Annotated in this window: 15 protein-coding genes and 1 other RNA gene; 11 read left to right on the top strand and 5 right to left on the bottom strand. The window is 73.4% G+C overall.

What is annotated here, in order from left to right:
• Positions 1-222: 222 nt before the first annotated feature.
• The 3 genes from ACIHAA_RS15660 (at position 223) to ACIHAA_RS15650 (ending at position 3,381) form a co-directional block, all read left to right on the top strand.
• Positions 223-1,098, top strand: a complete 876-nt coding sequence (locus ACIHAA_RS15660; RefSeq protein WP_399817216.1) for a MaoC/PaaZ C-terminal domain-containing protein — start codon at positions 223-225, stop codon at positions 1,096-1,098.
• A 78-nt stretch (positions 1,099-1,176) separates the two neighbouring features.
• Entirely contained in the window at positions 1,177-2,262 is a 1,086-nt protein-coding gene (locus ACIHAA_RS15655; RefSeq protein ID WP_399817214.1) for a Zn-dependent alcohol dehydrogenase, read from the top strand.
• 90 nt (positions 2,263-2,352) lie between these two features.
• Positions 2,353-3,381: a 3-oxoacyl-ACP reductase gene (locus tag ACIHAA_RS15650; protein ID WP_399817212.1), complete on the top strand. Its 1,029-nt coding sequence runs from the start codon at positions 2,353-2,355 to the stop codon at positions 3,379-3,381.
• Between the two features lie 144 nt (positions 3,382-3,525).
• On the opposite strand, the gene ACIHAA_RS15645 is transcribed toward ACIHAA_RS15650, so the two are convergent.
• Together ACIHAA_RS15645 and ACIHAA_RS15640 are read right to left on the bottom strand one after the other, a co-directional pair.
• Positions 3,526-3,690, bottom strand: a complete 165-nt coding sequence (locus tag ACIHAA_RS15645) for a hypothetical protein (RefSeq protein WP_399817210.1) — start codon at positions 3,688-3,690, stop codon at positions 3,526-3,528.
• Between the two features lie 48 nt (positions 3,691-3,738).
• Positions 3,739-5,268 (bottom strand): hypothetical protein, encoded by a 1,530-nt coding sequence (locus ACIHAA_RS15640; protein ID WP_399817208.1) that lies wholly within the window; start codon positions 5,266-5,268, stop codon positions 3,739-3,741.
• A gap of 288 nt (positions 5,269-5,556) precedes the next feature.
• On the opposite strand from ACIHAA_RS15640, the gene ACIHAA_RS15635 reads away from it, so the two are divergent.
• Genes ACIHAA_RS15635 through ACIHAA_RS15625 form a run of 3 tightly spaced genes read left to right on the top strand, consistent with a single transcriptional unit; the run spans position 5,557 to position 8,858 of the window.
• Positions 5,557-6,420 (top strand): Nif3-like dinuclear metal center hexameric protein, encoded by an 864-nt coding sequence (locus tag ACIHAA_RS15635; RefSeq protein ID WP_399817206.1) that lies wholly within the window; start codon positions 5,557-5,559, stop codon positions 6,418-6,420.
• A complete protein-coding gene (locus ACIHAA_RS15630; RefSeq protein ID WP_399817432.1) occupies positions 6,417-7,160 on the top strand; it encodes a zinc ribbon domain-containing protein in 744 nt (247 codons plus the stop codon). Before ACIHAA_RS15635 ends, ACIHAA_RS15630 begins: the two co-directional genes overlap by 4 nt.
• 39 nt (positions 7,161-7,199) lie before the next feature.
• Complete coding sequence (locus ACIHAA_RS15625) at positions 7,200-8,858, top strand: bifunctional RNase H/acid phosphatase (protein ID WP_399817204.1); 1,659 nt, start codon at positions 7,200-7,202, stop codon at positions 8,856-8,858.
• Here ACIHAA_RS15625 and eda read toward each other — a convergent pair.
• Positions 8,833-9,555: a bifunctional 4-hydroxy-2-oxoglutarate aldolase/2-dehydro-3-deoxy-phosphogluconate aldolase gene (gene eda / locus ACIHAA_RS15620; RefSeq protein WP_399817430.1), complete on the bottom strand. Its 723-nt coding sequence runs from the start codon at positions 9,553-9,555 to the stop codon at positions 8,833-8,835. The genes ACIHAA_RS15625 and eda overlap by 26 nt on opposite strands.
• A gap of 83 nt (positions 9,556-9,638) precedes the next feature.
• Positions 9,639-10,439 (bottom strand): peroxide stress protein YaaA, encoded by an 801-nt coding sequence (gene yaaA, locus ACIHAA_RS15615; protein WP_399817202.1) that lies wholly within the window; start codon positions 10,437-10,439, stop codon positions 9,639-9,641.
• A gap of 184 nt (positions 10,440-10,623) precedes the next feature.
• Here yaaA and ACIHAA_RS15610 point away from each other — a divergent pair, with 184 nt between their 5' ends.
• Together ACIHAA_RS15610 and rnpB are read left to right on the top strand one after the other, a co-directional pair.
• Positions 10,624-11,196, top strand: coding sequence for a Uma2 family endonuclease (locus ACIHAA_RS15610; RefSeq protein ID WP_399817200.1), 573 nt, complete (start codon positions 10,624-10,626; stop codon positions 11,194-11,196).
• A 59-nt stretch (positions 11,197-11,255) separates the two neighbouring features.
• Positions 11,256-11,657: RNase P RNA component class A (gene rnpB / locus ACIHAA_RS15605), an RNA gene on the top strand.
• A 20-nt stretch (positions 11,658-11,677) separates the two neighbouring features.
• On the opposite strand, the gene ACIHAA_RS15600 is transcribed toward rnpB, so the two are convergent.
• Positions 11,678-11,971: a DUF6087 family protein gene (locus ACIHAA_RS15600; RefSeq protein ID WP_399817198.1), complete on the bottom strand. Its 294-nt coding sequence runs from the start codon at positions 11,969-11,971 to the stop codon at positions 11,678-11,680.
• Positions 11,972-12,257: 286 nt separating this feature from the next.
• On the opposite strand from ACIHAA_RS15600, the gene ACIHAA_RS15595 reads away from it, so the two are divergent.
• From ACIHAA_RS15595 to ACIHAA_RS15585, 3 genes are all read left to right on the top strand, one after another.
• Positions 12,258-12,815 (top strand): TetR-like C-terminal domain-containing protein, encoded by a 558-nt coding sequence (locus ACIHAA_RS15595; protein WP_399817196.1) that lies wholly within the window; start codon positions 12,258-12,260, stop codon positions 12,813-12,815.
• Between the two features lie 225 nt (positions 12,816-13,040).
• Complete coding sequence (locus tag ACIHAA_RS15590) at positions 13,041-13,250, top strand: hypothetical protein (RefSeq protein ID WP_399817194.1); 210 nt, start codon at positions 13,041-13,043, stop codon at positions 13,248-13,250.
• Positions 13,237-14,652 carry an amidase gene (locus ACIHAA_RS15585; protein ID WP_399817192.1) on the top strand — a complete coding sequence of 472 codons (1,416 nt, stop codon included), beginning with the start codon at positions 13,237-13,239 and terminating at the stop codon, positions 14,650-14,652. The genes ACIHAA_RS15590 and ACIHAA_RS15585 overlap by 14 nt, the downstream gene beginning before the upstream one ends.
• The last annotated feature ends 42 nt before the right edge of the window (positions 14,653-14,694 follow it).

Genomic DNA, 14,694 nt, shown 5'->3' with positions numbered 1-14,694 from the left:
GCGCTTGTACGGACTCGGGCAGGACAAATGTCACCGCGACCCCGCGAAGCTGACGTGGTGTCAGGTGTCTTCACAAGCCCGGAGCCCTGGGCTATACAGGGGGTCGCCGTACTGGAACGCGTTCTAGAACGGGCGGGTTCCGGGCGGCCCCGCGACGACCCCGGTGCGGCCGACGGTGCGGACGGCCGCGCCGGGGTCCCCTCCGCCTCTGTCAGGAGCCCCATGCCCATCGACGCAGCCAAGGCCCTCGCCGCGGAACCCCGTTCGGGTGAGATCACCTGGGACCGCAAGGACGTCCAGCTGTACCACCTCGGCATCGGCGCGGGCGCCCGCCCCGACAAGCACAGCCCCGCCACCGACCCGGACGAACTGCGCTACACCCTGGAGTCCCGGCTGCACGTCCTGCCGAGCTTCGCAACCGTGGCCGGGGCGGGCGCGCCCGGGGTGATCGCCGGACTGTCCCTGCCGGGCATCGAGGTCGACCTCGCACGCGTCCTGCACGGCGGCCAGAGCCTCACCCTGCACCGCCCGGTCCCCGCCACGGGCACCGCGACCGCCACCGGCCGCATCGCCGCGATCTACGACAAGGGCACGGCCGCCGTGCTGGTGATGCGCACCGAGGTCACCGACGCCGACGGCCCCCTGTGGACCAACGACGCCCAGATCTTTCTGCGCGGAGAGGGGGGCTTCGGCGGCGACCGGGGCCCCTCCGCCCGCCTCGCCCCGCCGCACGGCGAACCGGACAGCACCGTCGAACGGCCGCTGCGCGAGGACCAGGCCCTCCTCTACCGCCTCTCCGGCGACTGGAACCCGCTGCACGCCGACCCCGAATTCGCCCGGCTCGCCGGATTCGAACGACCCATCCTGCACGGCCTGTGCACCTACGGCGTCACGCTCAAGGCGGTCGTCGACACCCTGCTCGGCGGCGATGTGACCCGGGTGCGGTCCTACGCCACGCGCTTCGCCGGGGTGGCCTATCCCGGCGAGACCCTGCGCATCCGCATGTGGCGGCAGGACGGCGCGATACGGGCGGCCGTGAGCGCCGTCGAACGGGACGACGCGCCCGTCCTCGCGGACACCGTCGTCCAGTGCGGGTGAGCGGTGCGTCCGTCCAGGCCCGCCTTTCCCTTACCCGATCCGTCTTTCCGTGACCCGAACCGAGAGGGGAGCCGCACCATGCGCGCAGCCGTACAGCACGAGATCGGCCGGGACAAGCTGGAGGTGCTCGACGACATCGAGGCGGCGGGGTTCGGTCCCGGCAAGGTGAGGATCCGGGTGCGCGCCACCGGGCTGTGCCACTCGGACCTGTCCGCGATGAACGGCGTACTCCCGCAGCCCGCCCCCTTCGTACCGGGACACGAGGGCGCGGGTGAGGTCCTCGAAGCCGGGGAGGGGGTGGCCCATGTGCGGCCGGGCGACCGGGTGCTGGTGTGCTGGCTGCCCTCCTGCGGCGCCTGCCCCGCCTGCAAGCGGGGCCAGACCGAACTGTGCCTGGCCGGTTTCCTGAACGCGGGCACCCCCAACTTCCGCCGTGCGGGCTCGGCTTCCCCCGAGGTCTTCGGCTTCGCAGGTACCGGCACCTTCGCCGAGGAGGTCGTCGTCGACGCGGGCTGCGCGGTGCCCATCCCCGACGACGTCCCCTACGACATCGCGGCCCTGATCGGCTGCGGGGTGACCACCGGCCTCGGCGCCGCCCTCAACACCGCCGATCTGGCGGCCGGTTCATCGGTCGCCGTCATCGGCTGCGGAGGCGTCGGGATCTCCGTGATCCAGGGCGCCCGGCTCAGGGGAGCCGCCGAGATCGTGGCCGTGGACCCGGTGGCGTCCCGCCGCGAGGCCGCCCTGAGGTTCGGCGCCACCCGGGCCGTGGCCCCCGACGGGCTGGCCGACGCCCGGCAGCAGGTGACCGCGGGCGAGGGCTTCGACCATGTCTTCGAGGTCGTCGGCACGTCGGCCACCGCCCGGACCGCATACGAGAACACCCGGCGCGGCGGCACCCTGGTCGTCGTCGGCGCGGGCGCGCTCGACGACTTCCTGCGGCTCAACATGTTCGAGCTGTTCTTCGACGAGAAGCGGATCCTGCCCTCCCTGTACGGCGGCGGAGACGTCCTGCGCTCCTACGAGCGGACCATCGCCCTCTGGCGGGCGGGCCGGATCGACCTGGAGGGCCTGATCACCCACCGGGTGCCGCTGAGCGGGATCAACGAGGCGCTCGACCACATGCGGACCGGCACGGCCCTGCGCACCTGTATCGAGATCTGAACCCCGGCGAAGTCTGAACCACGGCGAAATCTACTCCGGCGACATCTGAACCCGGCGACATCTGAACTCCGGCGAAGGGAAACGGACGCGATGGCACGGCCACTGGAGGGACGGACCGCGATCGTCACGGGCGCCGGGCGGGGCCTCGGCCGGGCCGAGGCCCTGGAACTGGCCCGGCTCGGCGCGTCGGTCGTGGTCAACGACTACGGGCAGCCCGGACGCGACGGTTCCGGCGCGGCCTCCGCCGGGCCCGCCGGTGAGGTCGTCGCCGAGATCCGCGCGGCGGGCGGCCGGGCCGCCGCCCACTGCGGGGACGTGGCGGACCATGAACAGGCCCAAGCGTTGGTGGAGTTCGCGGTCGAGCAGTTCGGCCCGCTGGACATCCTGGTCAACAACGCGGGCATCCTGCGCGACCGCATGGTCTTCTCGATGTCCGAGGAGGAGTGGGACTCCGTGATCCGGGTCCACCTCAAGGGCCACTTCAACACCACCCGTTTCGCCGCCGCCCACTGGCGGGCCCGGGCGAAGGCGGCTGGGGGGCCGGTCTACGGGCGGATCGTGAACACCTCCTCCGAGGCGTTCCTCGCGGGTTCGGCCGGACAGCCCAACTACGCGGCGGCCAAGGGCGGGATCGTCGGGCTGACCACCTCCAGCGCCCTCGCCCTCGCCCGGTACGGGGTGACGGTGAACGCGATCTGCCCGCGTGCCCGCACCCGGATGACCGAGGACGTCTTCGCCGGACTCGGGCGGCCCGACGAGGGCCCCGACCCGCTTGCCCCCGAGCATGTCGCCCCGCTTGTCGGCTATCTCGCCGCCCCGGCCGCCGCGGCGGTCAACGGCCAGCTCCTCGTCGTCCACGGCGGCATGGTCGCGATCGTCGAACGCCCCCGGGTCCACGCCCGGTTCGACACCCGGCAGGACGTCTTCACCTACGACGAACTCGACGCGCTGCTCACCCCGCACTACGCCGGGCGGCCCCCGGGCGAGACCTTCGCGGCCGCCGAGGTGCTGGGGCTCGCGCACACGAGGGCGGCGGACCGGTTCGAATCCGGCCCGGCGCCCGACGGGGACCACGCGGGGGAGGACGCCGCGGCTCGTCCGTCGGCTCGGGGGGTCTGAGGTCCCGAGCCGGGGGCCGGTACGGAACAGCCCCGTCCGTCAGGTGACGAACGGGGCCGGGTCCGGTACGACGACCGGCGCGCTCACCGTCGTAGCGGCGCACTCACCGTTGTGGGCGCCGCCGGTGCGCGCTCCCTGTGCCGCTCAGGCGGCGGTGCCGGTCTCTTCCGACTGCTCGGACGGCCTACGGTGCCGACCGTGCGGGGCCGCGTCGTGGTCCTCGGCGGAGACCGGGCCACGGTGCCTGCCATGCCCCAGGTCGTCCTGGGCCTCGGCCGACAGCGGCGATGCGGTGCTGGTGTCGCTCATGAGCAGTGTTCACCCCGTCAACATGATCCTTCGTACAGCCGGGCGAGTCTAACGGGCGGCAGTGACAGCAGGGGCGGGGGTTGCGATGTTCGCCGTGTCGGAGGGCGCCGGGGGTGAGGGGAGTGTGCCCGCCGGTGCGGGGGCCGTGGGGCTGGTGAGGGGGAGCTGAGTCGTTGTGACGGGTGCGCCGGGGTGTGTGACGGGCGTGCCGGGCTGTGGGATGGACACGCCGTGGTGTGGGGTGGGCATGCCGGGGTGTGGGGCGGCCGCGGTGTCTGGGCGGGGCCAGGTGAGGGTGCGGCGCAGCGTGATTCCGCTGGACGCGGGGACCTTGCGGGGGCGGGGGGACACCGGGGGCGGCTGTTGCAGCGGGGCCTGTTGCAGGGGCACCGGGCGGACCGACTCCTGCGCGGCCTTCCCCTCCGTCTCCGCGTCCCCCTCGCTCTCCGTCTTCCCCTCCGCCTCCATCTCCCGGCACTGCCCGTGCTCCGGCTCCCGCTCCCGCTCCTGCTCCGGTTGCCGGGCCGGTTGCCGGGCCGGGGGTCCGGACGCCGTGACGGCCGGTTCCAGCCGCGCCACCCCGCAACGCACCGCGCCCGTCGCGAACGGCAGCCGCAGCACGCCCTCCCGCGTCCACAGCCCCGCCCCCGCCAACCATCCCTGGGGCGCGGGCAGGTGCCGGGCCCGGCGGTGTGCCGGGCGCCAGACCGCAAGCCAGCTGCCCGCCGGTCCGTCGACCCGGAACGCCACCGCACAGCTCTCCGGAGCGAGCAACTGCCCCGGCTGGATCGCGAACGGCGTCATCGGGCTGTCCAGGTCCAGGCAGCCCGGGAAGCGCACCGGAAGGGTGCTTCCCAGCACGCCCCAGCCCAGCCGCTCCCGGCCCGGCGAGGGCGCGTCGGAGCGGATCAGCAGCAGCCCGCTGTCCGGATCCGCGAGCAGCAGCCGGTCGGTGCTCCCGTCCGTGATCTGGAGCAGCGGCGACACCGCACCGCCCCGCCCCAGATCCACCACCACCGTCTTGGTGGGGCCGTCGTCGAGCGCCCGGTCCAGGGCCAGCATCCGGCCGGAACGGTCCAGCCAGACCCCGCCCGAGCAGCGGCCGGGCAGCTCCGCCAGCCGCTCGGGGCCGTTGGTCCCGCCCGCCACCAGCCACACCGTGGTGGACCGGGGGCCGACCGCGAGCGCACAGGCGCGGTCGCCCGTCGGCGCGGGCGGCAGCAGCCGCAGCCGGACGCCCCCGAGGGAGCCGTCCACCGCGCCCAGCGGCAGTTCGCCGGTGCCGGGGCCGGTCGGATACAGCAGCGAGAACAGGTGGCGCCCGCCCACCGGGCGGTGGATCAGCACCCGCCCGTCGGTCAGCGGCTGCACCTCGGTGCCGGGCTCCTCGGGCTGGTTGCCGGGCAGCGGCACGGCGTACGGCTCGGGGCCGTCCAGCGTCCAGCGCTCCGGATACCAGGACCCGCCCCTGTGGGCGAGGCGTGCCGCGTAGGACCCGTCCGCGGTGATCACGCATCCGGGCCGGGTCGCCCACTCGCTTCCGTCCGCCGTGGCGGACTCGAAGGCACAGGCCGTCATCGTTCGGTCACCTCCAGCCACGAAACTAGTTTTCGTACGCACGGGCGCGACCTGTGAATTCGGGCGCTTCACACATAAGGGTGTCCGTGGGGCCAATCGCTGGAGGAAACGGGGCGGATGTGCTGCACAGGACGGCGCGCGCCCCGCCCCCGCACAACCCCCGCCCCGCGTCCCCTCGCCCGCCCCCTCACCCGCGGGCCTCCTGGATGCCGGGAACGTGGGCCTCCCGGACGCCGGGAATCACCCGCGACCGGCGGGGCACGGACCTGGGGCAGGTAGCCTTTCCCCGTGCCCCGTCTGTCTGAAGTCATCGCCGCGCTGGAGACCCTGTGGCCCGCCGAGCGGGCCGAGTCCTGGGACGCGGTCGGCACCGTCGTCGGCGACCCCGGCCAGGAGGTGTCCCGCGTCCTCTTCGCCGTCGACCCCGTCCAGGAGATCGCCGACGAGGCGGTGGAGCTGGGTGCCGACCTGCTGGTCACCCACCACCCGCTCTATCTGCGCGGTACGACGACGGTGGCGGCCTCCACCTTCAAGGGCCGTGTGGTGCACACCCTCATCAAGAACGACATCGCGCTGCACGTCGCCCACACCAACGCCGACCAGGCCGACCCCGGCGTCAGCGACGCCCTCGCCGGTGCGCTCGACCTGAGGGTCGTCCGCCCCCTGGTCCCGGACCCCACCGACCCGGAGGGCCGCCGCGGCCTGGGCCGGGTGTGCGAGCTGGACCGTCCGGTGCCCTTGCGCGAGCTGGCCGCCCGCGCCGCCGAGCGGCTGCCCGCCACCGCGCAGGGCATCCGGGTGGCCGGCGACCCCGAGGCACTCGTCCGCACGGTCGCCGTCAGCGGCGGCTCCGGCGACAGCCTCTTCGACGAGGTCCGCGCGGCCGGCGTCGACGCCTTCCTCACCGCCGACCTGCGCCACCACCCGGCCTCGGAGTTCATGGCGGCGGGCACCCACAGTCCTCTCGCGCTGCTCGACGCGGCGCACTGGGCCACCGAGTGGCCCTGGTGCGAGCTGGCCGCCGCCCAGCTCGACGAGATCTCCGACCGTCATGGATGGGACCTGCGCGTCCATGTCTCCAAGACGGTCACCGACCCCTGGACCGCCCACGCGGCGACCAACCCGACGAAGACCCCTGGAGCCCCCAACTGAACGCCGCGCCCGCCGACCAGATCCGACTTCTCGACGTACAGGCCCTGGACGTACGACTCCAGCAGCTCGCGCACAAGCGGAAGTCCCTGCCCGAGCACGCCGAGATCGAGTCGCTGACCAAGGACCTGACGCAGCTGCGCGACCTGCTGGTGGCCGCGCAGACCGAGGAGAGCGACACCGCCCGGGAGCAGACCAAGGCGGAGCAGGACGTCGACCAGGTGCGCCAGCGCGCCACCCGCGACCAGCAGCGCCTGGACTCGGGCGCGGTCACCTCCCCCAAGGACCTGGCGAACCTCCAGCACGAGATCGTCTCGCTCGCCAAGCGCCAGGGCGACCTGGAGGACGTGGTCCTGGAGGTCATGGAGCGCCGGGAGTCCGCGCAGGAGCGGGTCGCCGAGCTCACCGGGCGCGTCGCGTCCGTGCAGGCGAAGATCGACGAGGCGGGCGCGCGCCGGGACACGGTCTGCGGGGAGATCGACGGCGAGGCCGCCTCCGTGACGAAGGAGCGCGGGATCGTCGCGGGCTCGGTGCCCGCGGACCTGTTGAAGCTCTACGACAAGCTGCGCGAGCAGCAGGGCGGCATCGGCGCGGCCAAGCTGTACCAGCGCACCTGCCAGGGCTGCCGCCAGGAGCTGGCGATCACCGAGCTGAGCGAGATCCGCTCGGCCGCCCCCGACACGGTGGTCCGCTGCGAGAACTGCCGCCGCATCCTGGTGCGCACCTCCGAGTCCGGCCTGTAAGGGCTGCAAGGGCTGTACAGCATGTAAGGGGCTTTGCGCGTGCGGGAGTTCATCGTCGAGGCCGACGGCGGTTCCCGGGGCAACCCGGGGCCCGCGGGCTACGGCAGTGTGGTGCTGGACGCGGTGACCGGTGAAACCCTCCTGGAGCGCGCCGAGTTCATCGGAACCGCCACCAACAACGTCGCCGAGTACCGGGGACTGCTGGCGGGCCTGCGTGCGGCCCGGGAACTCGACCCGGACGCCCGGGTGCACGTCCGCATGGACTCCAAGCTGGTCGTGGAGCAGATGTCGGGCCGCTGGAAGATCAAGCACCCGGCGATGAAACCGCTGGCGATGCAGGCCGCCGCGCTCTTCCCGGCCGGGCAGGTCACCTACGAGTGGATCCCGCGCGAGCAGAACAAGCACGCCGACCGGCTCGCCAACGAGGCGATGGACGCGGGGAGCCGGGGAGAGCAGTGGGAGCCGGGCCGCTCCACCGCCGAGCGGGCCCCGACCGCCGCCCGGCCCCCGAAGCCGGACGGCCCCCCGGGCGACGCGACCGCAGGCGCAGCCCGCGCCCGCGCGGCCCTGGCCGAAGCGACCGCCGAGGCGAGGACGACGGCTGGGCCCGCTGCGGCCGCCCCGGACACCTCGGCCGCCCCGGACACCACGACCGTCCCGTCCGCTCCGGCCGTCCCGCCTGCTCCGGCCGTCCCGCCTGCTCCGACGGCACCCGTGGACCCGGCCGCTCCGGCCGTCCCATCCGCTCCGGGCACTCCGCCCGCCCCGGCGACCCCGGTCACCCCGCCCGCGTCCGCACCCGCGTCGGGCCGCGAGGCAGCGTCGGGCGCCGAGACGGAGCCCGGCGGTGCGGCGGCGCCCGGCAGTACGGCGGTGCCCGGCAGTACGGCGGTGCCCGGCAGTACGGCGGTGCCCGGCAGTACGGCGGTGCCCGCGGGCGAGGCGCTGCCGGGCGGCAAGGCACTCCCCGAAGGCAAGGGGGCGTCCGCCGCGGACGACGTACGGGCCGCCCGTAACGTCGCCTCCGCGCCGCCCGACCTCGGAGCCCCGGCCACCTTCGTCCTGCTGCGGCACGGCGAGACACCCCTCACCCCGCTCAAGCGGTTCTCCGGCAGCGGCAGCGGCAGCGGCAGCGGCAGCGGCGGTCGCGGCGGCAGCGACCCCTCGCTCTCCGGCATCGGCCGCCGCCAGGCGGAACTGACCGCCGCCGCGCTGGCCGCGCGCGGGACGATCCAGGCCGTCGTCTCGTCACCCCTCGCCCGCTGCCGGGAGACCGCCGGTGTTGTCGCTGCCCGGCTGGGGCTGGAGACGGCCGTCGAGGAGGGACTGCGGGAGACCGACTTCGGCGCCTGGGAGGGCCTTACCTTCGGCGAAGTCCGGGAGCGGTACCCGGACGACATGGAGGCCTGGCTGCACGACCCGGAGGCCGAACCCACCGGCGGCGGGGAGAGCTTCGCGGCCGTAGCCCGCCGGGTCGCCGACGCACGGGACCGGCTCCTCACCGCGTACGCGGGCCGCACGGTCCTGCTCGTCTCGCATGTCACCCCGATCAAGACGCTGGTCCGGCTTGCCCTCGGGGCGCCCCCGCAGTCGCTGTTCCGCATGGAACTCTCGGCGGCCTCCCTGTCCGCGGTGGCGTACTACACGGACGGCAACGCGACCGTCCGCCTCCTCAACGACACGTCCCACCTGCGCTGAACGGCCCCGGAGACCGCCGGGCTCCCGTCGGACCCCGGCCCCCCAACGCCGCCGCCTCCCGCGCCAGCCCCTCGATCCTCGCCCAGTCCCGCGCCGCGATCGCGTCCGGCGGAACCATCCATGTCCCGCCCACACAGCCCACGTTGGGCAGGGCCAGATACTCCGGGGCGTCCAGCGGGCCGATCCCGCCCGTAGGACAGAAACGCGCCCGGGGGAGCGGCCCGGCCAGCGACTTCAGATACGCGGTGCCGCCCGCGGCCCGGGCCGGGAAGAACTTCATCTCCGTGACGCCCTGCTCCAGGAGCGCCACCACCTCCGACGCCGTCGAGACACCCGGCAGGAACGGCAGCCCCGATCCCTGCATCGCTGCCAGCAGCGCGTCCGTCCACCCCGGGCTGACCAGAAAGCGCGCCCCGGCCGTCAGACAGTCGTCGACCTGCGCCGGGGTGAGCACCGTGCCCGCCCCCACCACCGCGTCCGGCACCTCGGCCGACGCCGCCCGGATCGCCGCCCGCGCGGCCGGGGTCCTGAGCGTGATCTCGACCGCCGGAAGCCCGCCCGCCACCAGCGCCCGCACCAGCGGTACGGCGTCCCCGGCGTCCTCCACCACGACCACCGGCACCACCGGCGCGACATCGAGCAGCGACCACGCCCCGGACGACGGCACAGGTGACGACGTGGGCGGAAGCGAGACCATGCCGCTCATCCTGCCCACCCCCCACACCCATCGCAACGAACGTTGCACCCCCTGCAACGCCCCTCCCGCCCCTCGGGCGGCCCTCAGTGGATCTCGCTCACCACCACATCCAGCGCCCAGGCCTTCCCCGCCCGGCCCGGAGCCTCCGCCTCCACCACGTACCCGAGATCCCGCAGCGCCTCCACCAGCTTCGCCGGATTCCGCGGGGCGGCACCCGCCGTCAGCAGACTGCGGACGATGCGCCCCTTCGTCGCCTTGTTGAAGTGGCTGACCACCGACCGCTTCTCCACCCCGTCCACCACCCGGGAGTGCAGCACCCGCACGGTCGCCGTCCGCCCGGCCACCTCGCCCTTCGGCCGCCATGCGGCCGCATAGGCGGAGGACCGCAGATCCAGGACCAGCCCGCCACCCGCCGCCTCCGGCAGGGCGTCCGCCATCGGCGCCCGCCAGTACGCGCCGAGCGCACCCAGGCCGGGCAGCTTCACCCCCATCGAGCAGCGGTACGAGGGAATGCGGTCCGTGACGCGCACCGCGCCCCACAGCCCGGAGAACACCAGCAGGGCTTTGGCCGCGCGCCGGGCGGCCGCCGCATCCAGCGAGCCGAGGTCGAGCGCGTCGTAGAGCACCCCGGTGTAGATCTCCCCGGCGGGCCGCGCCCCCGCCGTCCGCAGCCCCGCGTTCTTGGCGATCTCCCCGCGCAGCCCCTCGCCGATCCCCAGCACCTCGCGCGCCTTGTCCTCGTCCCCCGAGCACAGCTCCACCAGCTCCCCGAGCACGGCCTCCCGCGCGGCGGTCAGCCCGCCCAGCGCCAGCGCCCCCAGCTCCAGCGGCGCACCGCCGCCAGAGGGAGCCTTGCCTTCGGAGGGCGGCAGCAGGACCAGCACGAATACTCCTCAACACAACGACCAACAGACCTCGCGCCAGATTACGACGTACGACACCTCCACTCCGCCGCGATCACCCCGCCCCTCCGCCGCCATCGCCCTGCCCCCGACACCACCCGCTGACCCCGCCCCTGTGCCACGATCGAGGGAACGGTTCCCGACCCCTTGGACAGGTGATCCCCCGATGTCCCAGTCTGAGCCGCTCACGCCGGCGGAGGGCCTGCTGGAGATCTTCCAGACCCTCGACACCCCGGAGGGCTTCCGGGCCGAACTGATCGAAGGGGAGATCGTTGCGACCCCGCCGCCGGACGGGGACCACGAGGACTGCATCAGCCTGATCATGAAGCAGGTGGTCCGCCGCTCCCGGACGGACATGGACTTCTCCGGGAACAAGGGCCTGAAACTGCGTGGCGGTGGTGGCTGCCCCAAGGACCATGTGATCCCCGACGGCACCTTCGCTCCCCGGGATCTGCGCATCTTCCGCGGAGCCGACTCCTGGATGCCCTGTGAGGGCGTGGCCATGGTCCTCGAGGTGACCTCCACCAAGCCCGGCATCGACCGCGAGGGCAAGCGACGCTGCTACGCCCGCGGCGGCGTCCCGCTCTACCTCCTGGTCGACCGCGAGACCTCGTCGGTCACGCTGTTCAGCGAGCCGGAGCACGGCGACTACCGCCAGCACTGCGCGATCCCCTTCGGCAAACCGCTTCCCCTCCCGGAGCCCTTCGCCTTCGACCTCGAGACGGCGGACTTCCTCTGACCTCCGGACCTCTGCACCAGGAGGACGCGGGCGCCCGGTACCATGGTCGTTACGGCAGACGAGCCGGGCGGACGGCCGCGTGGAGGTTCTTGTGGACCTTCCCGAGGAACGTCCGGACTCCACAGGGCAGGGTGGTGGCTAACGGCCACCCGGGGTGACCCGCGGGACAGTGCCACAGAAAGCAGACCGCCGGGGATCTCGGTCCTCGGTAAGGGTGAAACGGTGGTGTAAGAGACCACCAGTGCCCAGGGTGACCTGGGCAGCTAGGTAAACCCCACCCGGAGCAAGGTCAAAAGGAAACACTCCGGTGTTTCTGCGCGGACGTTCGAGGGCTGCCCGCCCGAGTCCGCGGGTAGACCGCACGAGGCCAGCGGCAACGCTGGTCCTAGATGGATGGCCGTCTCCCCGGCCGCCGCGAGGCAACCGGGCGACAAAATCCGGCGTACAGCCCGACTCGTCTGCCCCTACCCTTCCCTGATTGTCAGGCTGCCGGAGGCTTCCGATGCCTGCCGGTCCCGGGGCCGAGCTTCGGTGCTGCCTCAGGAGTGGAGGCAGCCTCGGCCTGCGGAAACAGGACGCTTTTTGCTTCCGCGAGGTTCGCCGCGAAGCCGTGCCGCTCCCACGCATGGCCGTTCCACCGCTGGATCACGCGGGGCGCATCGGGGTTGAGATGCGATGCCCTCGGGCCGTCGCCTGGCACGAGGGGTACGGCGCGGAGTTGTCCGATCCGCGCGTCGCGGCGCTCGGCCCACCGGGAGAGCGATTCGTCGTCCATGTCCGGAGCGTAGTGGGTCAGGTGATCCGGTGCTCCCGGCGCAGGGAGGGGCGCGCAGCAGGGTCTCTCGGGCGCCGGCCCGGTGCCCGTCCGTAGGAGCGCGGTCGGCGATGGCGCCGACCGCGCTCGGCGGCCCCCTCTCACCCGCGCAGCCAGGCCGGACGTACGCGCCCCCGTCTAGGCGGAACGCCAGCGTTCCGTCTAGTGGTAAGTTCGGGGTATGCCTCAGTCGTCCGCACCCCAGAATCCCGCTCCCGCCCCCGAGCGTCGGTTGCCCGGAGGGCCCGTGCTTCAGGACTCGGTGACCGAGGCGATCTCGGCCGCCTTCTTCGAGGAGTTGGCGTCGGTCGGCTATGCGCGCCTCTCCCTGGAGGCGGTCGCCAAGCGGGCCGGGGCGGGCAAGGCCGCCATCTACCGGCGCTGGCCGTCCAAGCTGGAGATGGCCGTCGCCCTCGTCTCCGCCGCCGCGGTGGACGCGCCCGAGGATGTCGACAGCGGCACCCTGCGCGGCGATGTGTTCGCTCTCCTCGCCGACCTCGATGGCGCGCTGCGCCATCGGCTGCCCTCGCGGATCGTCCCCGACCTGCTCGCCGAGAGTGCTCGCAACCCCGAGCTGCAACAGGCGCTCTTCGCCGCTGTCCGCGACACCCGCCGCGGCAAGGCCACCCGTCTGCTGGAGCGGGCGGTCGAGCGCGGTGAACTGCCTTCCGACGTGGACCGCGAACTCGCCCTCGACCTCCTCGCGGGCCCGCTCTACTGGCGGCTCGCGGTCGTCCGCACCCCGACCGGCCCCGACTACCTCGACCGCCTCGCCGACAAGCTCCTTGCCGCCTTTGTCGCCTGACTGGACTGTGTCCGGTCCGGCTGGACTGTGTTGCTCGGCTGGACTGTGTTGCTCGGCTGGACTGCCGGGCTGGGGGTACGTCCCACCTTCGCTTAAAGCTACCTGTTTGCTTTAGGTGCCCCTGGGGGTCTACGGTCACCTAAAGCAAACCGTTTGCTTTTGGTGGGCTCACTCCGTCGTGCCCGTGTCGACGGCAGGCAGCCGACCACCAGGAAAGGGCCGTCCATGTCCATCGCTCCACTCACCCCGGCCGAGGCGGGCCGCTGGTCCGGTCGTGCCGGGCTGCCGCTGCACGCCGACCGGCACGCCGAGATCGCCGCCGTAGCCCAGCACATCCACACCGTCGTGGCGACGCTGCGGGAACTCGACTTCGGGGACACGCCGCCCGCCTCCGCCTACCGCACCGGAGGGGAGAAGCGCGATGCAGCCGTTTGAGCTCACCCTCACCGAAGCCGCCCGGGCGATTCGGGCCCGGGAGCTGTCCCCCCTTGAGCTGGTGGACTCCGTGCTCGCGCGCATCGAGCAGGTGGATCCGCAGGTGCACGCCTATGCCTCCCTCACCGCCGAGCAGGCGCGCCGGGCGGCGCGGCAGGCCGGGACCCGGCTCGAGGCCGGGCTGCGGCCCGGCCCCCTGTTCGGCATCCCCATGGGGCTGAAGGACCTGATCGACGTGGCCGGGATGGCCACCACGGCCAGCTCCCGGGTCCGCGGCGGGCACCTCGCCGCGGCTGACAGCACGGTTGCCCAACGCCTCTCAGAGGCCGGGGCGATCCTGGTCGGCAAGACGCACACCCATGAGTTCGCCTACGGCCTGACCACCCCGCAGACCCGCAACGCCTGGGACGGCGGACGGGTCGCGGGCGGCTCCAGCGGGGGCTCCGCCGTCGCCGTCGCCTCCGGTGCCGCGACCTTCACCCTGGGCACCGACACCGGCGGATCCATCCGGGTGCCCGCCGCACTCAACGGAGTTGTCGGGCTCAAGCCCACCTACGGTCTTGTCCCGCGCCACGGCGTCACCTCGCTGTCCTGGTCGCTCGACCACGTCGGCCCGATCACCCGTACCGTCGAGGACGCTGCCCTGGTGCTCACCGCCCTGGCCGGACACGACCCGCGCGATCCCGCCTCGCTGACCCATGACGCCGAGAACTACTGGCCGGGGGCCGAGGCAACAGGCCTGGCCGGACTGCGCGTCGGCGTCCCGCGCGGCTACTACTTCGAACACGTCCACCCCGAGGTGGAAGCGGGTGTGCGGGACGCCATCGCACATCTGGAGGCACTCGGCGCGCACCTCGTCGAGATCGACATCCCGATGACCCGCTACATCCAGGCCACCCAGTGGGGGCTGATGGTGCCGGAGGCGACCGCCTACCACGAGCGTTCGCTGCGCACCGTCCCCGAGCTGTACCAGGCGGACGTCCGTGTCCTCCTGGAGGCCGGTGAGCTGATGTCCGCCGGGGACTATCTGCGCGCACAGCGGGCCCGGACCCTGATGCGGCAGGAGTGGAGCCGTCTGTGGGAGGAGGTCGACGTGATCGCCGCCCCGGCGGTTCCCCTGACCGCCGTCAAGGCCGGTCAGGAGACGGTCACCTGGCCCGACGGCACGGTGGAGAGTGTCTCCGACGCCTTCGTACGACTCTCCGCACCGGCCAACATCACCGGCGCGCCCGCCCTGTCCGTCCCCGTGGGCCACGACACGGCGGGCCTGCCGATCGGTATGCAACTGCTCGCCGGGCCCCTGCGCGAGCGGACCCTGCTGCGCGCCGGACACGCCTACGAGCAGACCCGTCCCGCCCGCGCGCTCGCACCGGCGGGTGGCGGGGGAGCGGAACGCGGTTAGGGGCTCTCGTTTGGATCATGCCGGGGTCGCGGGCCCCGGGCC

The sequence above is a fragment of the Streptomyces sp. NPDC052040 genome (genome assembly GCF_044548405.1).
Classification (GTDB): Bacteria; Actinomycetota; Actinomycetes; order Streptomycetales; family Streptomycetaceae; genus Streptomyces.
Note: the sequence above shows the minus strand (reverse complement) of the source record. Positions and strands in the feature narration are given on the sequence as shown.